At 35.9% G+C, this 23,978-nt stretch carries 19 protein-coding genes; 7 read left to right on the top strand and 12 right to left on the bottom strand.

The genetic code is table 11. The features are described from left to right. Positions 1–10 precede the first annotated feature (10 nt). From priA to J4P91_RS03650, 7 genes are all read right to left on the bottom strand, one after another. Positions 11–2,416, bottom strand: a complete 2,406-nt coding sequence (gene priA / locus J4P91_RS03620) for a primosomal protein N' (RefSeq protein ID WP_207992986.1) — start codon at positions 2,414–2,416, stop codon at positions 11–13. After that, entirely contained in the window at positions 2,413–3,618 is a 1,206-nt protein-coding gene (coaBC, locus tag J4P91_RS03625; RefSeq protein ID WP_207992987.1) for a bifunctional phosphopantothenoylcysteine decarboxylase/phosphopantothenate--cysteine ligase CoaBC, read from the bottom strand. The genes priA and coaBC overlap by 4 nt, the downstream gene beginning before the upstream one ends. 199 nt (positions 3,619–3,817) lie before the next feature. Then, on the bottom strand, positions 3,818–4,030 hold the full coding sequence (gene rpoZ, locus J4P91_RS03630; RefSeq protein ID WP_003199650.1) for a DNA-directed RNA polymerase subunit omega: 213 nt from the start codon (positions 4,028–4,030) through the stop codon (positions 3,818–3,820). 1 nt (position 4,031) lies between these two features. Further along, a complete protein-coding gene (gene gmk / locus J4P91_RS03635; RefSeq protein WP_026049172.1) occupies positions 4,032–4,649 on the bottom strand; it encodes a guanylate kinase in 618 nt (205 codons plus the stop codon). 13 nt (positions 4,650–4,662) lie between these two features. Then, positions 4,663–4,926 carry an extracellular matrix/biofilm regulator RemA gene (gene remA / locus J4P91_RS03640; protein ID WP_001251459.1) on the bottom strand — a complete coding sequence of 88 codons (264 nt, stop codon included), beginning with the start codon at positions 4,924–4,926 and terminating at the stop codon, positions 4,663–4,665. Positions 4,927–4,993: 67 nt separating this feature from the next. Next, positions 4,994–5,869: a YicC/YloC family endoribonuclease gene (locus J4P91_RS03645; RefSeq protein ID WP_017151217.1), complete on the bottom strand. Its 876-nt coding sequence runs from the start codon at positions 5,867–5,869 to the stop codon at positions 4,994–4,996. A 99-nt stretch (positions 5,870–5,968) separates the two neighbouring features. Next, complete coding sequence (locus tag J4P91_RS03650) at positions 5,969–8,692, bottom strand: calcium-translocating P-type ATPase, SERCA-type (RefSeq protein ID WP_207992988.1); 2,724 nt, start codon at positions 8,690–8,692, stop codon at positions 5,969–5,971. A gap of 104 nt (positions 8,693–8,796) precedes the next feature. Between J4P91_RS03650 and J4P91_RS03655 the strand changes: the two genes are divergently transcribed. Beyond that, positions 8,797–10,506: an Rqc2 family fibronectin-binding protein gene (locus J4P91_RS03655; protein ID WP_207992989.1), complete on the top strand. Its 1,710-nt coding sequence runs from the start codon at positions 8,797–8,799 to the stop codon at positions 10,504–10,506. A 456-nt stretch (positions 10,507–10,962) separates the two neighbouring features. Further along, positions 10,963–11,487, top strand: a complete 525-nt coding sequence (locus J4P91_RS03660; RefSeq protein ID WP_207992990.1) for a DinB family protein — start codon at positions 10,963–10,965, stop codon at positions 11,485–11,487. A gap of 319 nt (positions 11,488–11,806) precedes the next feature. Here J4P91_RS03660 and J4P91_RS03665 read toward each other — a convergent pair whose 3' ends face one another. From J4P91_RS03665 to J4P91_RS03680, 4 genes are read right to left on the bottom strand one after another with little or no spacing between them, the layout of a single operon-like run. After that, on the bottom strand, positions 11,807–12,856 hold the full coding sequence (locus tag J4P91_RS03665) for an LLM class flavin-dependent oxidoreductase (protein ID WP_207992991.1): 1,050 nt from the start codon (positions 12,854–12,856) through the stop codon (positions 11,807–11,809). A 17-nt stretch (positions 12,857–12,873) separates the two neighbouring features. Next, the gene (locus J4P91_RS03670; RefSeq protein WP_207992992.1) at positions 12,874–13,935 is read right to left on the bottom strand and encodes an LLM class flavin-dependent oxidoreductase; all 1,062 of its coding nucleotides are present in this window, start codon (positions 13,933–13,935) and stop codon (positions 12,874–12,876) included. A gap of 19 nt (positions 13,936–13,954) precedes the next feature. After that, complete coding sequence (locus J4P91_RS03675) at positions 13,955–15,376, bottom strand: 4-hydroxyphenylacetate 3-hydroxylase family protein (RefSeq protein WP_207992993.1); 1,422 nt, start codon at positions 15,374–15,376, stop codon at positions 13,955–13,957. Then, positions 15,339–16,838: a 4-hydroxyphenylacetate 3-hydroxylase family protein gene (locus J4P91_RS03680; protein ID WP_207992994.1), complete on the bottom strand. Its 1,500-nt coding sequence runs from the start codon at positions 16,836–16,838 to the stop codon at positions 15,339–15,341. Before J4P91_RS03680 ends, J4P91_RS03675 begins: the two co-directional genes overlap by 38 nt. A gap of 537 nt (positions 16,839–17,375) precedes the next feature. Between J4P91_RS03680 and J4P91_RS03685 the strand changes: the two genes are divergently transcribed. From J4P91_RS03685 to J4P91_RS03695, 3 genes are all read left to right on the top strand, one after another. After that, positions 17,376–18,209 carry a MetQ/NlpA family ABC transporter substrate-binding protein gene (locus tag J4P91_RS03685; protein ID WP_207993048.1) on the top strand — a complete coding sequence of 278 codons (834 nt, stop codon included), beginning with the start codon at positions 17,376–17,378 and terminating at the stop codon, positions 18,207–18,209. 164 nt (positions 18,210–18,373) lie between these two features. Continuing rightward, positions 18,374–19,759: a hypothetical protein gene (locus J4P91_RS03690; protein ID WP_207992995.1), complete on the top strand. Its 1,386-nt coding sequence runs from the start codon at positions 18,374–18,376 to the stop codon at positions 19,757–19,759. 165 nt (positions 19,760–19,924) lie between these two features. Beyond that, a complete protein-coding gene (locus J4P91_RS03695; protein WP_207992996.1) occupies positions 19,925–20,179 on the top strand; it encodes a YbeF family protein in 255 nt (84 codons plus the stop codon). 243 nt (positions 20,180–20,422) lie between these two features. Here J4P91_RS03695 and J4P91_RS03700 read toward each other — a convergent pair whose 3' ends face one another. Beyond that, a complete protein-coding gene (locus J4P91_RS03700) occupies positions 20,423–20,977 on the bottom strand; it encodes a helix-turn-helix domain-containing protein (RefSeq protein ID WP_207992997.1) in 555 nt (184 codons plus the stop codon). 117 nt (positions 20,978–21,094) lie between these two features. On the opposite strand from J4P91_RS03700, the gene J4P91_RS03705 reads away from it, so the two are divergent. Both J4P91_RS03705 and abc-f read left to right on the top strand, forming a co-directional pair. Further along, complete coding sequence (locus J4P91_RS03705) at positions 21,095–21,679, top strand: LysE family transporter (protein ID WP_207992998.1); 585 nt, start codon at positions 21,095–21,097, stop codon at positions 21,677–21,679. A gap of 631 nt (positions 21,680–22,310) precedes the next feature. Further along, positions 22,311–23,939, top strand: coding sequence for a ribosomal protection-like ABC-F family protein (abc-f, locus tag J4P91_RS03710; RefSeq protein ID WP_207992999.1), 1,629 nt, complete (start codon positions 22,311–22,313; stop codon positions 23,937–23,939). The last annotated feature ends 39 nt before the right edge of the window (positions 23,940–23,978 follow it).

The raw sequence follows: 23,978 nt of genomic DNA on the forward strand, positions 1-23,978 counted from the left end.
TTTTCCTCCGCTACATTAACATTGTTGGATTAAAGTCGATTGAAATCTGCAAATCTTTTTGCATTTCTGCTTGATAATGTTCATTTACCATTTTGAGCACGTACTTTAAGTTTGGTTCCCGCTTGTATTTTATCATGCATTGGTATCGATATCTATCTTTTATCCTTGGAATTGCTGAAGCAACCGGCCCTAGTACCATTGTTTGTTGCATGCAATGCGTTCGTAAATAACCGACAATTTTTTCCGTTACTTTCACTGCTTTTAATAACTCTGGATGCGAAACGGTGATAAGCGCGACGTAGTAGTACGGTGGGTATTGCCTCATTTTTCTCATTTGCATTTCTTGTTCGAAAAATACATCGTACTGCTGATTCTTTGCTAGTTCTACACTATAATGTTCTGGCGTATACGTTTGAATTACCACTTCTCCCGGTAATTCATGTCGCCCTGCACGTCCACTCACCTGCGTCAATAACTGATACGTTTTTTCACTCGCCCTGAAATCTGGTAAATGCAGCATCGTATCAGCTGTTAAGACACCAACAAGTGTCACCTTTGGAAAATCAAGCCCTTTGGCAATCATTTGTGTACCAAGTAAAATATCCGCTTTCTCTTCACCAAACGCTTTTAATAGTTTTTCGTGCATTCCTTTACGACTCGTCGTGTCAACATCCATACGAATAACCCGTGCCTCTGGAAATAACTTTGTAATTTCTTCTTCTACCTTTTGTGTGCCTGTACCAAAGAAACGAATATACGAACTATTACAAGCAGGACAAGCAGTTGGCATACTTTCCTCATAGCTACAATAGTGACATTTTAAACGATGATTCATTTTATGATAAGTGAGTGATATATCACAATGAGGGCATTGTACTACATAACCGCAATCACGACACATGACAAACGTTGAATGGCCTCTTCGATTTAAAAAAAGAACCATTTGTTCTTTTTTTGCTAACCGATCCGCTATTTTTTCATGAAGTAATTTAGAAAACATGGAACGATTTCCATCTCGAAGTTCTTCACGCATATCAACAATTTCTACTGTCGGCAACGCTTGTTCATTCATACGTTTTTGCATTGTTAATAAATTATAAACGCCCTTCTTCGCTCTAGCGAACGATTCAAGTGTCGGCGTTGCACTACCGAGCACGATTGGACAATTATGATATTGACCTCTCCAGACTGCAACATCTCGTGCGTGATACCTTGGATTATCTTCTTGTTTATAACTTGATTCATGCTCTTCATCAATAATAATAATTCCTAAGTTTTCAAATGGCGCAAAGATAGCAGAACGTGCCCCGACGACCACCTTTACTTCTTTCCGTAAAATTTTCCGCCATTCATCATATTTTTCCCCAACAGAAAGCGCACTATGAAGAACCGCAACTTGTGAACCAAATCGTCCTTTAAAACGATCTACCATTTGCGGCGTTAACGCAATTTCCGGAACGAGCACAATGGCTTCTTTTCCTTTTTTTAATACCGCAGCAATGGATTGTAAATACACTTCCGTTTTACCGCTTCCTGTAACACCATATAGTAAAAATGGATTATATGTTTCATTTGCAATAGATGACAAAATAGGTGTAATCACTTGGGTTTGTTCATCTGTGAGTGGAAATGGCTTTGTCTGTTCAAAAGCCTCGTCGTCATATGGATTACGGTATACTTCAACATACTTTTCTAAAAGCAGTCCTTTTTTCACAAGCGACTTTACAGGTGCATCTGTTATTTGTAGTTCTTCTGTTAACGTTTTTAATGCCACACTGTGATAATTTTCTACAAAATAATAAAGTACATCTTGTTGCTTTTTACTTTTCAGTTCAAATGCAGCTGCTTCCAATTGTTCCTGTGGCAATTCTGGCCGAACCACTCTTTGTTTCTTCTTTTGCACTTTGTCCTTTACTCTATAGATGACTTCAATGGTACCGTTTGTTATCTCTTTTTGAACCATGCGATACATATGTGAGTGCGTGGCAATTTCTTCCCAATCTATCGCTTCTTTCCCTTGAAACAAATCACGAATTTCCGGCGCTACTTCTTCTGGTTTATGGAGCTGCAATCGCTTTTTATAAGTTGCTTTTATCGCCGTTGGAAGCATAACTTGAAAAGCTGAAATCGTATAACATAACGTTTCATCCGTCAGCCAAAAACCAAGTTTTAATAATTCTTCGTTTAAAACTGGCGTAACATCTAGTATTTCATGTAATGCTTTTAACTTTTTACTTTCCACATCGACTGAATCTTTTATTTCAATAATAAAACCTTGTAATTTCCGTGGACCAAATGGAACGACTACACGCATACCTGTTTGTACAATATCCTCCCATTTCTTTGGGATAACATAATCAAACGGGCGATCTGTTTGACGTGCCGGTACATCAACGATTACACTTGCAAACTTCATACATGATCCTCTTCTAACATCGCTTTGATTTGCATTAGGATTTCACGCGCAACTTCTTTCTTTGTTAAAAGAGGCAATCGAATAACTTCTCCATCTTTTCTATACATTGTTACAATATTCGTATCCGTACCGAATCCTGCTCCTTGGGCTTTCACATCATTTGCAACAATCATATTCGCATTTTTTTCGCGTAATTTTTTCGTTGCATATTCTTCTATATTTGTCGTTTCAGCGGCAAAACCGACAAGTAGCTGATGTTCTTTTTTCTCACCGAGTGTTTTCAAAATATCGGTTGTTCTTTCTAACTCAATGACCGCATCGCCACTTTTCTTTTTCATCTTCTGATCATGCACTATTTTGGGGCGATAATCTGCTACTGCAGCTGTTTTAATGACAACATCCATAAGTCCATAATGTTGCATTACAGCTTCTAACATCTCTTGTGCAGATTCTACTTGTACAGTTGTTACATTTATAGGCGGTGTTATTGCAGTTGGACCTGAAACAAGAATTACATCCGCTCCTAAGTCAGCCGCAACTTCCGCTAGAGCATAACCCATTTTTCCTGAAGAAAAATTCGTCATAAAACGTACTGGATCAATTTTTTCACGAGTTGGCCCAGCCGTTATTAAAATTTTCTTCCCTTTTAATGGTTTATATTCCGAAAAAGCTTCTTGCAATCGAGCAAGAATCGTTTCTGGTTCTTCTAATCGACCTTTCGCAACATATCCACATGCTAAAAAGCCTTCCCCAGGCTCAATAAATGTATATCCTAACGTTTTTAACGTCATCATATTCTTTTGAACAATTTTATTTTCATACATATGCACATTCATAGCAGGTGCAATCCAAACTGGTGCTGTAGTAGCTAACAATGTTGTTGTAATCATATCATCAGCAATACCATTTGCTAGTTTTCCGATACAGTTCGCAGTTGCTGGAGCAACAAGTACAACGTCCGCCCAATCTGCTAAATCAATATGAGCGATAACTGCAGAATCTTTTTCATCAAACGTATCCGTGTATACATCATGGCGAGAAAGCGCTTGAAATGTAAGAGGTGTAACAAATTTCATCGCTGATTCACTCATCATTACTTTTACAAGTGCCCCTGCTTGTGTTAATTTACTCGTTAACGCTGCCGCTTTAAAAACAGCAATGCCTCCTGTTACACATAGAAGTATCTTTTTCCCTTTTAGCATATGACTCGTCCTCTTTCTTTTTCAAACTTATTCTGCTGAAATGTATTCATTCCAGCTCGTCAGTGCTAGTATTTCATGAAACAAAAACCTATTTCTTTTTAGCTCTATCGTAAAAAAATAACAACCTACTTGTAAATAGGTTGTTACCGTTACATAGAAAAGTATAAAGTCTATGTTTTCATTTGTCGAAAAGAATGCCTTACTCAGACACTTTCTCTTCGCTTGGTACATAATTTAACGCTTCCGCATCAATTTCTTCCAATGCTTTACCTACACATTTATGAGAAACAGGATTTTCAACAACACAGTTGTTAGCCATTTGCATTTCACGAGCGCGTTTTGCAGCTACCGTTACTAATGTATATTTAGAGTCGATTTTTTTTAGTAATGAATCAATTGATGGATTTAACATATTATATACCCTCCGTCATTTCTTTATAATATTTCGCTACTCTTTCGCGGCGGCAATGTTCACCAACCACAATAGCTTTAATGCGCTCACAAGCAAGTTCTACTTTATCATTTTCTACTACATAGTCATAAGCGTCCATCATCTCGATTTCTTCTTTTGCTACAGTTAAACGATTTTCAATAACATCGTCAGTCTCTGTACCACGACCAACGATTCGGTTCTTTAGTTCTGATAAACTTGGAGGAGCTAAGAAAATAAATACACCTTCTGGGAAAGCTTTCTTTACTTGAATTGCTCCTTGTACTTCAATTTCTAAGAACACATCTTTTCCTTCTTGCAACGTCTTTTCAACATAATCGATTGGTGTTCCATAGTAATTCCCAACAAACTCTGCCCATTCAAGCAACTTTTCGTCCCGAATCATTTCTTCAAACTCTTCTCTTTCTTTAAAGAAATAATCCACACCATCCACTTCACCTTCACGCGGTTTACGTGTCGTTACTGAAATAGAGTATTGAAATTTTGTATCTTCATGGCTAAACAATTCTTTTCGAACTGTCCCTTTCCCAACGCCAGAAGGTCCTGAAAGAACGATGAGCAACCCTCTTCTACTTCTCATAAATATGTAAAACCTACCCTTCCTCACTTAAATCTTCTTTATTATTTAAACGATGTGCAATCGTCTCTGGCTGAATTGGACTTAGTACAATATGCCCATCATCCATAACAATAACCGCCCTTGTTTTTCTCCCATACGTAGCATCTAGTAACACGTTATGTTCACGCGCTTCCTGTACCGTTCGTTTAATAGGAGCTGACTCCGGACTTACAATTGCAATAATTCGATGAGCAGATACAATGTTTCCGTATCCAATATTTAAAAACCGCATGGCCATAGTTTGCGCCTCCTAGTAAGTCTATCCGATTTCTCCACCACGTATAACTTTATATATTTTTTGACAGCTACTCAATATTTTGTACCTGTTCACGAATTTTTTCAAGGTTATTTTTCATTTCTACAACATATTTTGAAATTGTTAAGTCGTTTGCCTTAGAACCAATCGTGTTAATTTCCCGATGCATCTCTTGTACAATGAAGTCCATTTTTCTACCAACAGGCTCCTCAATTGCAAGCGCTTCATGAAATTGATCTAAATGGCTTTGCAAGCGAACCAATTCTTCATGAATATCACAGCGCTCCGCAAATATCGCCACCTCTGTCAGCAACCTTTGTTCATCTAACTCCTGATTATGTAATTCCTTTAAGCGATTTTCCAATCGTTCACGATACTTTTGAGTAACAATTGGTGCATGCGGAATAATCGCATTGACACAATCGTGAATTTCTTGTAAACGATGTGCTATATCTTTATGTAATCGTTCTCCTTCGCCATCTCTCATCGTTTTTAACATACGAGCAGCTTGGCGAACAGCTTCATATAAACTTTGTTCAAATTGTTCATTTACATTTTCCATTTCTTCAATCGCCGTTACTTCTGGCATCGCCATTAATTGTTGAAGTGTAATGGAATCTTGTAATTGAAATTTCGTTTTCACATCTTCCATAATGGATTTATACTGTTCAAGAAGCGACCAATTCACACTTAACTTTCTTTCAACAAGAGCTTCTCCTGTAATAATAACGGACACTTCAATGCGCCCACGGCGAACTTGCTCTGCAATTAACTTACGAATTTTATCTTCAAAAACCATCATTTGTTTCGGAAGTCGAATGTTCATCTCTAAAAAGCGATGATTCACTGACTTCATTTCTACTGTGATTTGAAAAGCTTCGTTTTCTACTTTTGACCTTCCAAACCCTGTCATGCTAGAAATCATTTTTATCACATCCACGCCATGAAATAACTCAATGAAAAAGGTAATAGAGATGCAACTCTACTACCTTTTGTAAATTATATCACATTTTCATATCATTGACTATTTCAAGTTTACACTCTTCTTATACAACAAAGGCTTTTTCTTTTTCTCTTTCTTCCCTGTTAATAAAGATCCAACTAATAAGAATGTTGGAATAGATGATAAGCCTACAATTAATAACCAATCCCTCGCCTGAATTGGCATTGTACTAAAAATCGGTTGCAATGGTGGATAATATATAACCACAAGCATTAGTAACACTGAAATAATAACTGCTCCAACCAAATACATATTCCCAAAAGGATTACGATGGAATATAGAGTGCTCACTCCGGCAGTCAAATACATGAATAAGCTGTGCTAAAACGAGTGTAGCAAAAGCTACTGTTTGCGCATATTTCAATTCACTTGGGTGCTGATTAAACGCAATAATAAATGCAAGTAAGGTTACAATCCCTATTAAAAATCCTCGGCTCACAATTTTCCAAGCCAACCCTCTTGCAAACACCCCTTCTTTCGGATGCCGTGGATTTTTTCGCATTACATCTCCTTCAGCTGCATCTAATCCTAGTGCCATTGCCGGTAAACCATCTGTTACTAAATTCACCCATAAAATTTGAATCGGAACCATCGGGAGTGGCAATGCAAGCATCATCGCAAATAACATAACCAAAATTTCCCCAACATTTGATGCTAATAAATAACGAATGAATTTTCTAATATTTTCATATATATTTCTACCTTCTTTAATTGCCGATTTAATTGTAGCAAAATTATCGTCTAATAATATAAGAGATGAAGCCTCCTTTGCTACATCCGTTCCTGTAATCCCCATCGCTATCCCGATATCAGCTGTTTTTATTGCTGGGGCATCATTCACTCCGTCACCTGTCATTGCAACAATATGATCTTTATTTTGAAGAGCCTTCACGATTTTTAACTTATGTTCCGGTGATACACGTGCAAATACATAAGTATCTTCTACAATATCTTCTAGTTCACCTACAGACATATTTGCTAATTCCACACCTTCTACAACGCGGCCATTTTGTGGTAATATTCCTAACTGTTCTGCAATAGCCATTGCTGTTACTTTATGATCTCCCGTAATCATTACCGTTTTAATACCAGCTTCTTTACACTCTTTTACAGCCTGTTTCACTTCCGGTCTTGGCGGATCGATCATTCCTTGTATCCCGACAAGCATGAAGCCTTTTTCTACTTCTCTTTCATGTTCAATTGAATCTGTTACTTTTAAAGCCCTAAATGCAACAGCAATCGTTCGAAGCGCTTGGCTTCCAAGGTTATGAATTGCTGCCTGCACTTCTTTACGATATAACTCACTTAAAGGCTGCTGTTTATCCCCCCATAAAATGGTTTGACTCATTTGCAAAAGAACATCAGGTGCTCCTTTTGTGACTACAAATTTTTTACCATCACGATCACGAACGATAACACTCATCATTTTACGTGTGGAATCAAAAGGGAACTCATGAATAATTTCAAACTTTTCTTTTAAAGCTTCACGCGATATTCCCGCTTTCATCGCCGCTGCAATGAGTGCACCTTCTGTAGGATCTCCATCTAGGACATACGTTTTTTTCTTTTTTACAATGTTCGCGTTATTGCATAGACACCCAAATGTTAACAATTGATATAACGACCTTGTAGATGCCGGATTAATCTTCTGCTCACCTTTCATAAACGATCCAGTAGGCTCGTATCCTTGCCCTGTTACATGCCATGTTTCGCCACCTGACCACATATGTGTTACCATCATTTTATTTTGTGTCATCGTTCCTGTTTTGTCCGAACAAATAACAGAAGCACATCCTAACGTTTCTACTGCTGGTAATTTTCGAACAATCGCTCTCTTTTTAATCATGCGCTGTACACCAAGTGACAATGCAACCGTAACAATTGCCGGTAATCCTTCTGGAATTGCTGCAACAGCAAGTGATACACCCGCTAAGAACATATGGTACACTTCATTCCCTTGATATACCCCAGCTAGTACAACAAGTGCTGTTAAAATAAGGGCAACAATGATTAAAATCTTTCCAAGTTGTTCTAACCTTCTTTGTAATGGTGTTTCCATTTGCTCCGCATTTTGTAACATATTTGCAATTTGTCCCATTGCAGTATTCATTCCTGTCCCTACTACTACGCCTATCCCTGATCCTCTCGTTATCATCGTTCCCATAAAAGCCATATTTCTTTGATCACCAATCGCAACATTTTCACCTTGTAATGCTTCTACTTTCTTTTGAACAGGTACAGATTCACCTGTTAATGCTGATTCTTCGATATATAAACTGGATGCTTCAATAAGACGAATATCTGCTCCAATACGATCCCCGCTAGAAAATTTAATGACATCACCAAGAACAAGAGCTTTTGATGGTGCCTTTATCCATTTTCCATTTCGTAAAACTGTCACTTGCGGGGCGGCTAGTTCCTTTAAAGCTTCAAGTGACTTTTCTGCTTTTCGTTCCTGAAAAAAACCAAGAATCCCATTAATAATCACAATTGCCACAATTGCAATTGCATCAATATACTCTCCTAAAAATGCTGAAATAATCGTTGCACCGAATAAAACAAGCACCATAAAATCTTTAAATTGTGATAAAAATACAACGAGTGCAGAAGGCCGCTTTGCTTCTTGTAATTCATTTGGACCTAGCTTCTTTAATCGCCCTTCCGCTTCTTGCTCTGACAGTCCTACCTTCACATTCGTATTCGTTCTTTCTTCCACTTCATTTGCACGCATTTCATACCAATTCATCTCGCTATCGACCTCCTGATTGCAGACATGCTCTAATGAAAGCTTATTCAGCCCCGTCCAAAAAAATGCTATAATTAACATTTAGTTAGAAAGGAGTGTTCATAATGGCATTCGATGGATTATTTACAAGAGCGATTACACATGAAATTACAAATTCTCTTCAAACAGGAAGAATTTCGAAAATATATCAACCTTCAAAATATGAGATTTTGTTACATATTCGAGCGAACGGAAAAAATCAAAAACTGCTTCTTTCCGCGCATCCTACATACGCACGTATGCATCTTACAAATCAAAGTTATGATTCACCGGCATTACCACCAATGTTTTGTATGCTTCTTCGCAAACATTTAGAAGGTGGATTTATTGAGAAAATTGAACAAATCGATTTAGAACGAATCATTCAAATTACCGTTCGAAGCCGTAACGAAATTGGGGACGAATCGTTAAAAACATTAGTTATTGAAATAATGGGGCGTCACAGCAATATTATTTTAGTAGACACGAAAACGAATAACATTTTGGATAGCTTAAAGCACGTTTCTTTAGCGGTAAACCGGCATCGTACTGTATATGCTGGCGCAGAATATGTTGCACCACCAGCACAGCATAAAATCAATCCCTTGCAGATTGAAACACAAGATGAGTTTATTAGGCCACTAGACTTTTTAGCAGGAAATATGGATAAACAACTCGTTGGGGCCTTTATGGGGCTTTCTCCGCTATTTGCAAAAGAAGTTGTAAAAAAAGCTGGTATGGTAAATGAAAGTGCATTATCAGAAGCGTTTTTCACATTACAAAAACCATTGCAAGTACACCAATATGAACCAACAATGATAACAGCAGACGGAAAAGAATTCTTTTATCTATTCCCTCTCGCTCACTTAAAAGGTGATGAAAAAACATTTTCATCTGTTAGTGAATTATTAGATCGTTTCTTCTTCGGAAAAGCAGAGCGCGACCGTGTAAAACAACAGGCACATGATTTAGAACGATTTATGCACAATGAAAAAACAAAGAATGAAAAGAAATTAATTAAATTACAAAAAACACTACAAGATGCTGGGAAAGCTGATAAATATCAATTATTCGGTGAACTCCTTACAGCTAACATGTATGCATTAAAAAAAGGCGACAAAGAAATTGAAGTTGTCAACTACTACGATGAAAATGGTGGAACAGTAAAAATTACGTTAGATCCACTAAAAACACCGTCAGAAAACGCACAACGTTATTTCCAAAAGTATCAAAAAGCAAAAAATTCTGTCGCAATCGTAAAAGAACAAATTGAAAAAACAAATGAAGAAATCATTTACTTTGATAGCCTACTTCAACAAATGGAGGCCGCTTCTTCAAAAGATATTGAAGAAATCCGTGAAGAATTAGCTGAAGAGGGTTATGTGCGTAACCGCAAATCGAAAAACACAAAGAAAAAGCAGACGAAGCCAGTACTAGATAAGTATATCGCCAGCGATGGAACTGAAATTTTAGTTGGTAAAAACAATAAACAAAACGACTATTTAACAACGAAATTTGCACGCCGTGATGAAATTTGGTTACATACAAAAGATATTCCTGGTTCTCATGTTGTCATTCGCTCATTAGAACCTACCGAAGAAACTTTATTAGAAGCTGCCAAACTTGCTGCTTATTACAGCAAAGCAAAGGACTCTAGCTCTGTTCCTGTAGATTTCACAAAGATTCGTCATGTTAAAAAACCGAGTGGTGCCAAACTTGGATTTGTTACATACGATAATCAACAAACACTGTATGTAACGCCTGATGCCGATATGGTGATGAAGTTAAAATCTTAAATATAAAAACGCAATGATTGATTAAGATCATTGCGTTTTTTATTTACTACTCTCGCTCTCTCTGGACAATATACTGATAAAAAATTGACACTTTATCTCTATATTGTCAAAATCCAGACACATACATAATTCCTTTCTTATTTTTTGACACATTATACATGAATTAGCACTTGTTATGAGTTGGCACAATTATTGTTTTTATATTAAGGAGATGAAAGGAAGAGATTAAAATGACTTCAAGAATAAAAAAATCCACGAACAACTACATCAATACGTAATAGACGGATTACTCATTACAAAAGCGATTAGAGACCTTATTGTTATTGGTTAATCTATCCCCTATGTAACGATTTTTTCTTTTAACATATGGAATTTCACCTTCTTTATTTAACAGGAATTTCTTTCTGCATAGAGAAATCCTTCTCTGAAGAGATTATTTACTAGGAGGAATTTCTATTGAATTTTGTAATTGATAAAATGGACGGATTAAACGTAGAGTTCTCAAAACTTGTTTCTATGATGAATTATGCTCGTTATAAAACTATGCAAGCTGTACAAGACTTAACAATTGAAGAACTGGATTATTTGTACAATGATGAGGCGAATTCCATTGGTATGCTTTTATATCATATGGCTGCAATCGAATTTTACTATCAAATTCATACTTTTGAAGATCGCGAACCAACAGAAGCTGAATTAGAACGCTGGTTACCAGGGATTGAATTAGGTGATCTTGGACGTCAAACGATTAAAAATCATCCATTAGACTACTACATACATACGTTACAAGAAGTTCGCGCTAAAACAATTGCAACGTTTCAATCACTGCCTGATGAATGGCTATATCAAACGACACCGTTTTGGCATGACAAACCAGCAAACAACTATTTCAAATGGTTTCACGTCTTTGAAGATGAAATCAACCATCGCGGACAAATTCGATTAATTAAAAAGATGCAAAAGGCTCATTCAGTAAAATAATAAATTTTGAAAAACTAATTTTCTTGAGCATAAGCCCCCTCCTTTTATGCCATTTTCAGGATTTTTTGTATTATACCATCCATTTATCCCGCTATTTGTGGGCAGTAAGACCCCGATTGGTGCGGGCTGATAATCAGTGGGGAATGAAGAAAACCCCCACTGATTAAAGTTTCACTTTATCCATCTTGTCAGTTCAGTACATGAAACTATAACTCTCTTGTATCAATCAATGATCTTACAACCTTGAATATAAAGAATTAGGAAAAGATGACTCCAATTTATTTCAAGTCATCTCTCTTATTCATACATTCCTCTATTTTCATAGACTATGAATCTGCAACAACTTAGATTGAACTTTCTCATAAAAAGTAGGCAACTCTTTTAACGGATCACGAAATGTCAATAACACTAGATTAATCCCAATTTCTTCTAGTTGTTGAATTTTTTTGGTGACTTGTTCATAAGAACCAATTAAACCCGTACGGAATCCTTCATTAGCTGCAACAAAGTCACTAATTTCTGTTGCATTTGCCCACATGCCTTTTGCATTTCCCACTTTTTCTTTAAATTTTTGAATTACATTTTCATCTGCATGAGTAACAATCGTTTGTAATTCTTGTTTTGCTTCTTCTTCTGTTTCTCTAGCAATTACAAATGCATTTACAGCAAATTGTACTTTCCGGTTATAACTTTTAGCAATTGTACTGACTTCCTGTACCTGCGCTATTAACTCTTCCTGTGGAGCGCCGTTTATAAAATACCAATCTGACAACCTTCCTGCCATTTTTCTAGCTTCCTCAGAATTCCCTCCCTGAAAAATTTTAGGATAAGGCTTTTGTACGGGTTTTGGTTCCATTTGCGCATGTTTGAGAGAATAGTAATCTCCTGTAAATGTAACATCTTTTTGTTGCCATAAGCTTTTCAAAACTTCTAAATACTCTTCAGAGCGTTTATATCTTTCTTCATGAGTAATCCACGGAATTCCAAAGGCTTCTTGCTCACCTTGAAACCATCCACTTACTAAATTAATATGCCATCTTCCTCCGCTAATAACATCAATTGTTGCTCCTATTTTCGCTAAAGTGGCAGGAGGAATAAAACCAGGCAAAACGGCACTAATAAAATGAATATGCTCTGTTTCTACTGCTAAAGCCGCAGTGATACTCAAAGGATCTAATTGACCACTAGTGTCATCTCCTCCACCAATTTTTCCGATATATCGAACTGGGAACAGTATAAACTCTACTCCCAATCGATCTGCAAGCAAGGTTAAATCCCTATTATATTCATAAGACCATTCTGTAATCTGTTCCACGCTTGCACGCAAGAAACCACCTGAAACATTATATCCCCATGTAGCAAACTCCATATCCCGTTCCCTCCTACTCAAGCTAATACTTCATTAGATTTAAACAGCGGCATTACTAATTCTCCAAAACGCTCTACTTCTTCTAAATGAGGATATCCTGACAAAATAAAATGAGTAACACCAAGATCAATATATTCTTGTAACCCTTCTCTTACTTGCTTCGGTGTTCCCACTATCGCTGTTCCTGCCCCTTTCCGTACTGTTCCAATCCCGGCCCATTTATATTTTCCAAAACGATAATCGCCGGTTAACAAATCATTCATACGCTTTTGCGCAACAGAATCAGCTTCCTTATAGTACGTACTCATCTTATTCTTAACTTTAGTGTTCACTTCACTGAGAAGATGATGAGCTGCCTTCCAGGCTTCTTCTTCAGTATCACGTACAATAATATGAATACGAATCCCAAACTCTAATGAACGATTATATGCTTTCGCTCTTTCTTGTACATCTTGCAACTGCTGTCTAATTTCATTTGCAGGTTCACCCCATTGTAAATATACATTCGCATATTTAGCAGCTACTTCTTTTGCTGCGTGAGACGAACCTCCAAAATAAATAGGAAGGTTTCGATTTTGATAGTTTTTCGGAATTAAATTTGCTTTCTCTACTTTATAAAAGTTAGATTGATAATCAACTAATTGTCCCTTCCACAAATTTGTTATAATATCTAAAAATTCATCTGCCCGTTCATAGCGAAGATCATGTTCTAAAAAATCACCATCTTGTCCTAATTCAACAGAAGACCCACCTGCTACAAAGTTTACCATTAATCGCCCTCGGCTAAACTCATCCAAAGTAGAAGCCATTTTTGCAGCTACTGTAGGAGAAATAAAACCAGGTCGAAATGCCACTAATGGAGAAATAGATTTTGTTGCATGAATAATAGCTGATCCAACCATCCACGCATCTAAATAAGGTGTTCCTGTTGGAATTAAAATCCCATCAAAATGTGCTTCTTCTGCTTTTTGGGCAATAGACACCAGGTAATCAAGTGTAGGTGGTCGTTCTGGCTTTTGCGTACCAACATATTGTCCATCACCACTAGTAGGGGCAAACCAATAAAATTGAATTGTCATATTCTATACTCCTCCCTCTTCAAAGAAATGGTGTTAGTTGTTTTGTGAGCTTTTTCGTATCATATCCTTGATACTGAGCTGCAAACGTCCGAACTGGGTCACCTGAATAATATCTTTCATACAACTCATGCCGTGCACCAAGTGGACTACCAATGATATCCCAAGCTAATTTGAACAGTCGCACTTTCTTCTCTGCATTACGGTCTGCACCGTTATAATATCGATGAAGTAGATGACCAATAGGCCCTTGTAACTCTTGCAATTCAGATGGTAATTGTAATAACCCACCTGCGCCAATTTGCTGTAAGATTTCAATAGCCCGTGGATAAAAGCGAGTTCCTAAATTTCTAGCAGTTGTTAATGGTACAATTGCTGGTAAAAATATTCCTTCATAAATTTTTGCTTGATGCTCTGCTGTTAGAAGCAATGCTTTTATAGTTTCAAGCTGCATAATCAATTCTGCTAACTTTTCTTTCACATGCAAGAACTGTGTAACACCAATAGATACCGCAATTTCATTTCCTAAAGCTGTAATAAACTCCAATTTACTAATAAGCCTAACAACCGTTTGATGTTGGCTTAAAGCGGAGACAACAGGATCTGTCCGTGTCTTCCAAATAGCTTCCGGATCATCTTTAATAAACACTCTTTCCCATGGAATTAATACATCTTCAAAAATCACTACCGAATCCATCTCATCAAAACGGGCACTTAAAGGATGATCCTCTTCATATTCGGAGGCAAATGATTCACGGCATACAATATGGACACCAGGTGTATTTACAGAGACAGCGAACATTGTTGCATATCGAATGTCTTCTTGCGGTCTTTTATGATATGGAAAAACAAGTAATTCATCTACATATGGAGCTGCTGTTGCAATCATTTTTGCACCTCGAACAACTATTCCATCCTCTGTTTCCTTTACAATCCTGACCATCGTATAAGGATCTATCATTTCTGATGCTTTTTTCGAACGATCAATTTGTGGATCGTGTGCTGCTGTTGTAGATAACAAATCAAGCACACAACTTTTTTGATAGTACCGCTCTATCTTTTCAGCGAAATGATTCACATTTTTCCCCAAACGATGTCTACTTGCATACCATCCTGTAATGAGCGAACGTGAATATTCTGAAAGTCTACTCATCACACCAAAAGTAGCATCAGACCATACTTTATAAGCCTCTCTTTTTCTTGCCAAATCCTGAGTAGTTTTAGGTACCAAAAACGCAAGATTTGCTCTATCCTTATTTTCATCTAAAATAAAAGTAAGTTTATCTCTTGTTTCTGGGTGATTCTGCATATCTAGAAGCTTTGCAAAAGTTTGAATTGTCCCCTCAAAAGCTGGATGAGTGTCTATATTTTTTACAAGCTCTCCCTGTAACCAAACATTACGACCATCATTTAAACGGGATAGATATTTTTGACCGTAACCCATTTGTTTCATCCTCCTTTACTTGTTTATGAAACACCTGAAGCGCATCCTCTATTCTTTTATGAAGGACTTGTTTGTCATACATTTCATATTGAAAAGCAAACATCCGGACTGGATCTCCTGTATAAAACCTTTCATATAATTCATGCCGAGATCCCAGTTCACTTCCTACTAAGTCCCAAGCAAGGCGAAATAATTGAATCCGCTGCTCTGCCTCAATATTTTTCCCTTTAAAATATTTATGAATCAATTCATCTATTTCACTAAATTCCCCGATGTTTCCAGAAGGTATTTGAATCAATCCGCCAGCTCCGATTTGTTGTATTACTTCTAATGCACGTGGATAAAAACGAGTTCCTAAATTTCTAGCAGTATACAATGGGGTTGCATCTGGGACAAATACACCGAATTCATTTAACTTCGCATTTACTTCAGACGCAGTCAATAAAGCTGAAATGCTTTCTACTTGCATAATCAGTTCTCCGAGCTTTTCTTGTACATGTAAGAAATGATCCGCTCCGATTGACTCCGCAACAGCAATGGCTACTCCTGTCACAAACTCTAACTTTTTCACCAATCTTACAACAGTTTGATGGTTCGCTAATTCATTTGTTTTTTGCTGTCGCTGTGCTTGCCATACTCCTTCTGCATTCCCACGAATCAACACTCTCTCCCAAGGGACAAGTACATCATCAAAAATCAACACTGCATCCATTTCTTCAAATCTAGCACTTAAAGGCAATCGATTTGCTTCTTGCTCTGCAAACGATTCACGACATACGATATGAATCCCAGGTAAATTAAGAGGTACAATCAGTAAATTTGTAGTTGAAATATCTTCATCCTTTAAACGCTGATGCGGCATAATAATCGCATCATGAGAATAAGGGGCTGCTGTCGCAATCATTTTAGCCCCTCGTATTACAATCCCATCCTTTGTTTCGCGGATAACACGTAAAATCGCATCATCCTTTTGATTATAAATATCTGTTGATCTATCTATTTGCGGATCTAATATAGCTGTCGTAATCATCCTATTTTCATCGCGAGATTTCTCGAAATATTCCGTTATTTTATCCAAAAACTGAGAATCAAACATCTGAAAATACGATTTAGATGCATACAAACCCGTTACAAGAGACCTTGCATATTCTGATAATCTACTCATCACACCGTAGGTTTGACTCGCCCATAACTCAAAAGCTGCTTTTCTTCTTTTTAAATCTTCATGATTCTTCGGTACTAAAAAAGCATTGTGAACGTAACTTCCTGTTTTAGGACTGACGTGCCCTACTATTTTTTGAGTAGATGGATTTTCTAACGTATTCATTAAAGAGCTTAATGTTTGTAACGTTCCTTTAAAAGCTAAATTACTAGAAACAGATTGAATTCTACGACCACTTATCCAAACAGATCGATTATCATCTAAGCTTTCTATAAAATTTTTCCCAATTGATTTGGTCACTACACAGATTCCTCCTTCAACCAAAATAAAAAGGCCTTTCGCGTATATACACGAAAGGCCTCTGGCTGTCCAGTCAGCAGATTTTATACTTAATAAATAACTTTGTTCCATTCTAATACCAACAAAACAGAGTTGTCAAGTATGAATTATTAAAATGTTTTGTCATTAAAAGAAAATTACATGAATAATTTTCCAAATAAATAGTTGCAATATAAATAGATTCCCTTTTATAATACATTTAAACCAATTAAATACATACGTTTACTAAATTTTGATTCTGACTGGATCACCAGAGGTATGAAATTATATTCATACCTCTTTTCTTTTTATACGTTTATATGCTTGAAATATCTCACCACTCCACAGACAATCTCAAGCTCAATAAAGTGAAACTTTAATCAGCCCGCACCAATCGGGCTTTTACGGTCAGTTGATCCCCCACCTAACTTCTTTGCTCTTGCTGAATTTTGAAGTGGGGGTCTTACTGCCCGTTAATGCAGGATAAAAAAATAACAAAGAAAGGAAATGATGCCACAAATGAAAAGACTATTGATTTTTATTGTTATGTTACTTTTACTCATTGGTTGTACTTCCAATTTAGAAACAAGTAAAACTGCTTCTACAAATATATCTGCTAAAAAAGAATTAGTATTTGGATTTACTCCTGGTCCATATAGTGACCAAGTACGAAAAGTTATTAAACCCTATTTAGAAAAAAAGGGATATAAAATTTCTATTGTAGAATTTAATGATATTGTTCAACCAAACTTCGCATTATCAAAAGGTGAATTAGATGTAAATATATTCCAACACACAGCTTATTTTAAAGCTTTTACTAAAGAAAACAAATTGAACTTATCTGAAGTGTTAAAAGTCCCTACTGCACCAATGGGCTTATATTCAAAAAAACATAAATCACTAGATGAGGTGAATAGTAAAATTAAAATTACCGCACCAAACGACCCGGTAAATTTCGCACGCAGCCTTCGAATTCTTGAAGAAGTTAATTGGTTAACTCTAACACAAAACATCAATCCTCTTACTGTATCTGAGCAAAATATATCAAAAAGAAATAAAGATTTTTCTTTTACAACTCTTGAACAACCACAGTTACCAAGATCATTAGACGATGCTGATTATGCTTTAATCAACGGGAACTTCGCAATTGCATCCGGTATTAAAATTAGCGAAGCCTTAGCAATTGAAGACCCGCCTTTTGAATATCAAAACTTAGTAGCAGTCCGTCAAGAAGATAAAAATAAACAATTTGTAAAAGACATTATTGAAGCCTATCACTCTCCAGAGTTTAAAAAACTTATTGAAACAGATCCTTCTTTTAAAGGTTTCTGGAAACCTGACTATATGAAATAACGAATACATCCCTTTAATAAGGCATTATCTATTCAACAATCGTGATGATGCCTTTTTTCTTTCATTATTAAAGTGCATGAAACTATATATTTTCTTCCTACACTCACACACTCCCAATCTCTTCATAAACTAAACTACACGAACGCCTAAAGGATGTGAGCATAATGGGAGTAGAATTAACACTTCTGCACGCCCTCTATATTCTTTGTTTACTTACAATTATCACCTTTTTTATTCTCCGAAAAGATACGACAATCATTTGTATTGTTTTTATCTTTTTATTAGCTCTAACCGCAACACATTCTATTCCTCTTGCTGTTAGCGGGATTTTTCAAAGTCTTATCTATGCCATTACCGAACTACTACCAACAATTTTAATCATCTCTATTATTGTTTCGATGAGCAATTTACTCGTGCATACCGGAATAAACGATACGATGATTTCACCATTTACAAAAATGATTCGTACCCCTACTCTTGCCTACTGGATTATCGGTCTCTTAATGATGACGATTTCTTTCTTCTTTTGGCCATCTCCTGCCGTTGCGTTAATGGGAGCAATTTTGTTACCAGTTGCCGTTCGCGTCGGTCTTCCACCAATCGGTGTGGCGATTGCCATGAACTTATTCGGACACGGGATTGCTTTATCTGGGGATTTCGTTATTCAAGGCGCTCCAAAATTAACAGCCGATGCTGCTGGTCTTCCTGTTTCCAGCGTTGTTTCTGCCAGTGTTCCTCTTGTTATCGTTATGGGTGTTGTTACAACCTCTGTCGCCTTTTTCTTCTTACGAAAAGAATTTCAAACAGGTTCGTTGCATACAAGCCATGTAGAATCAACTGTATTATCTAAAACCCTCACTTCTCTTACTCCTCGGGTCAAAAGATGGCTCGCAATTTGTATTCCTATCATTTATGCCATTGATATTCTGTGTATGATTCAATTTCATTTACAAGGAAGTGATGCAACAGCAATTATTGGTGGAACAACGGTTGTAATGATTATCATCATTTCCCTCATTGCATATAGAGGAAAAGGATTTGAAAAAACAACTGATTATTTTATCCAAGGGCTCCAATTTGGCTTTAAAATTTTCGGTCCCATCATTCCCATTGCTGCACTTTTTTACTTAGGCGACAGCGGTTTTGTCAAAATTATTGGAGACTATTTACCAAAAGGATCGCATGGGATTATTAATGATTTAGGTGTTGCCCTTTCACAAACTGTTCCTCTTAACCAATATGTCTCTGCCATTACGTTGACCGGTGTTGGTGTTATCACCGGTTTAGACGGCTCTGGATTCTCTGGTATTTCTCTTGCCGGCTCTATTGCAAATCTTTTTGGAACAGCACTTGGACACGGAACAGCTACGTTAACAGCACTTGGACAAGTAGCTGCCATTTGGACTGGAGGCGGCACCTTAATTCCTTGGGCACTTATTCCGGCAGCAGCAATTTGTAAAGTAGATCCATTTGAACTTGCACGGCGAAATTTTATACCGGTTGTTATCGGATTATTTGTTACTACAATTGTAGCGATGTTTCTTTTATAACCGTAAGCAAGATTTTCTTTTCTTACAGTTTTCTCTTGTAAATTGTTAAAATATACTGATTTCACAAAGGGATTCTAAACCATCTACCGAAATTATATTAGAACAACAATTATTCCAAAACGTTTACGAGAAACATATTACTTCGTAAGAAAAGGGGACATGACCATGAGTGAATTAATTTTCGTCTTATTTATTTGTCCATTACTTATCTTTATTGTTTCAATAATTGGAACACGTAGAACAAGAACGTATTACGTAATGCCAATTATAACGTTTGCTATATTTCTAATATTAGGAGTTACATTGTTTACCCCATCCTTTTTCTTTTGGGTTGGCATGTATAGCATTTTCTCATTTATCGTTTCTTATATAACTTTATTATTTGTAAAAGGATATGAAGCTGTAGAGGGAAAATTCTAATATTTTTATTTAAGTTCTTTTAAGGCATAATATTGACAATTAGTAAAAATTTAGGACTTCTATTAGATAGTCCTATTTCTTCATGTACAAGTGACCATCACGAAAAAGAAATGGTTAATTAAACATTCTCCCATTGAACTACCCCCACCTTCACTTCGTTTAGAGGAGGGGTTCTTCTCGGTTAAAATGATAAAAAAGTCGACTTCCTTTATGTTAAGAAAGTGGACTTTTTTAGGTTACTTGTTAGCTTGGATAATATATCGTCATACTTAATCGAGTTAATGTTTCTCCAGAATTATAATATGTGTGAGGTCTATCAGCCTTAAATCTGATTGAATCACCACTTTTTAATTTATATTTGCATTCACTAACATGAATCGTTACTTCTCCATCAAAAACAGTGATAAATTCCTCAGTTCCTTCTCTATGGGAATCAGAACTTAATATCCCTTCTTTTTCAATTTCAACAGAGTAAACTTCAAAGCGTCTATCCTCTTGGAAGGGAAAGTAAGGATAGACTCTATACCTTCCATTGTCTTCAGACAATACTTGAATTTCATTTCTTAAAACAACTGTCGTATCAGGCTGTGGATTATTTATTAGGGAAGTAAAGGAAATTTTTAATCCATTCGCTATCTTCCAAATCGTTGTAAGAGTTGGACTTGACTCTCCTCTTTCAATTTGTCCTATCATCGTTTTGCTTACTCCACTTAATTGAGAGACCTTCCCCAGACTTAATTTTTCCTTCTCTCTGATAGCTTTTAAATTCTTTGCAAGAATAAGCTGAATTTCCTCCATAAAATCACTCCTATACTGTATACATTATAACGACCATTATGTATAATAAAAAGCAGAACGTTATATTGTTCATTTTGGACATTATAACATACACCCATGAAAAGGAGGAGGCTAAAAATGCCTTTATTTTCATTTTTGTTATTTGTTTTTATTAGCAGTTTTACTCCAGGTCCCAATAATATCATGGCAATGACGTTTGCGAATAAACATGGATTAAAGAAAACATTTACATTTTGTTTAGGAGTAAGTTTTGGATTTTTTGTTCTCACATTATTGTGTAGCTTTTTTAATATTATACTTACAAGTGTTATACCAATCATTGAATTTCCTTTAACCATTTTGGGTGTAGGTTATATGTTATACTTGGCTTTTAAAATACTTACCAGTAAAGAGAATACGGGCGAAAATGATGAAGGTAATAGAAACTTTTTCTTAATAGGTATCTTGCTACAATTTATTAATCCAAAAGGTATTCTTTTTGGGCTTACAGTAGTAGCAACCTTTATTCTCCCCTATTACAATTCATATTCCAGCTATCTTCTTTTCTCATTATTTTTAGGAATGGTTGGTTTAATGAGTACGTTTAGTTGGAGTCTATTTGGCTCGGTTTTTCAAAAGCTCTTATTACAATACCGACAACAGTTTAATATAATTATGGCAGTTTTATTGGTATTTAGTGCTTTTTCAATTCTTGTCAAATAGAGTAAATACTTGAACAATGTTATTTAAAAGAAAACAAGTGATTCAATTTAGTCTATTGAGTCACTTGTTTTAATCAAACTTGAGAGTTATTCAACTATCCTGCTCCATTCGCTTAAGTACCTCTCTTCACAATTCCTTCTTTTAATCAACATAAATATCCATTTCGTATTTTGCAAAAAAACACCTTAAAAGTTGCTACAAATGATTTTGGGGAACTTTTTTAGCGTACGATAAAGCTAAATTTTTTGAAACACAAATTCCTTATCGTACGAAATTTGTGTTTCTTTGATGCTCCCCATTACTATCAAGCTAGGATAAATGTACTTTTTCTTATCTTTCTTTTTTGTACTACAAATAATCTCATTTACTAATACAACATTACCGTGCTACAATATCATTACTAATGATGGAAAGGATGATGGGTGGACGATGATTAACTAATCTTATTTTTAAATGTTGAAATTTGATATTTCAATTTATAAAAAATAGGATTAGTCTGCCCATTCTCCATAAGAAAGTATTGCTATTTCATACAATAGCTTATTTGGGTATAAATAATATAACGACTAATCCTGCCAAATTTAATTGGGAGGATTTTTTTGTTCTCCTTTAAAAGAAGGGATTAGATAGTATGAAAGAACTTTTAAAAATAAAAGATGTTTGTGTGGAAATAATGGAAAATACCCTGTTAGAACAATTGAATATTACAGTGAAACAAGGAGATATTATCGGCGTCATAGGAAAAAATGGTGCTGGAAAATCCACTTTGCTACAATTAATAAATGGAAAAATAGAACCAACAAAAGGGAAATTAGACTGGCAACAGACGAACGTCACAATGGCATATGTTGAACAAGAAACAGAGGGGTTTACATCTAACGAAATCTCAGCAGTAGAAGCGGAACTTCTTGCAAAATGGGGCGTACCAGCAAACGATTTTCATAAGTTAAGTGGTGGCGAAAAGGTTAAAATCCGACTCGCCAAAGGATTTGCGAAAGGAACAAACCTTCTAATACTAGATGAACCGACGAATCATTTAGATGAAAAAAGTACAGAATTTCTTATTGAACAGATAAAAAGCACTAGTGGAACAATTATCGTTGTATCGCACGATCGTTATTTCTTAGATACTGTTGCAACAAGAATTTGGTCGATAGAAGATAAAAAACTAATTGAGCATAAAGGAAATTACACGAGTTATATGCAAGCTCGAGAGCAAAAGAGGCTCACCCAGCAGCGCGAATATGAAAAACAACAAAAAAATATTGAACGTATAGAATCACAAATGAAAGAATTAACATCATGGTCACAAAAAGCACATGCACAGTCGACAAAAAAAGAGGGTTTTAAAGAATATTATCGTGTCAAAGCAAAGCGAACAGATGCACAAGTAAAGTCGAAACAAAAACGTCTTGAAAAAGAACTTGAAAAGATGAAAACAGACCGTGTCAAGCCGGACCCTATTGTAGAGTTTTCAATTCAAACAAATAAAAAGGTAGGAAAACGTTTTTTAGAAGTAAAACAATTAAAAAAATGTTTTGAGGAACGGACATTATTTGAAAAAGTTAATTTTACAATTCAACATGGTGAAAAGATTGCACTAATGGGTCCTAATGGTTGTGGAAAAACAACATTATTGAAGATGATTATGGGACATGAAACTGTTGAAGGTGAAGTATGGATTTCACCATCTGCAAATGTTGGTTATTTAACACAAGAAGTATTTGATTTACCTGTTGAAAAAACACCAGAACAATTATTTTATAAAGAGACTTTTGAAGAAAGAGGAAAAGTACAAAGTTTAATGAATCATTTAGGATTTAAATCTTCTCAATGGACAGAACCAATCAAACACATGAGTATGGGAGAGCGTGTAAAGTGTAAGCTGATGACATATATATTAGATGAAAAAGATGTGCTTATTTTAGATGAGCCAACAAATCACCTTGACTTACCTTCACGTGAACAGCTTGAAAATACATTAGCACAATATAATGGTACACTGCTTGTTGTTTCACATGATCGATACTTCCTTGAAAAAACGACTACCAGCAGATTGGTGTTTTCAAACAATAGCATACAAAAACAGTCGAAAGAAACATCTCAAAAAAGAGATAATCTCGTTGAACTACGTTTAAAGCTTGAAACAGAACGACAAGAAGTTTTAGGAAAACTCAGCTTCCTAACTCCTAAAGATGAAGCATACACGGAACTTGATAAAAGATTTAAAGAACTTACGAAACAAATAAAAGAGCTTTAATAAAAGGTAAGACAATATTCATCTATCCCTATTAAAACA

Origin of the sequence: Bacillus sp. XF8 (assembly GCF_017498755.1) — a bacterium.
Taxonomy (GTDB): domain Bacteria; phylum Bacillota; class Bacilli; order Bacillales; family Bacillaceae_G; genus Bacillus_A; species Bacillus_A bingmayongensis.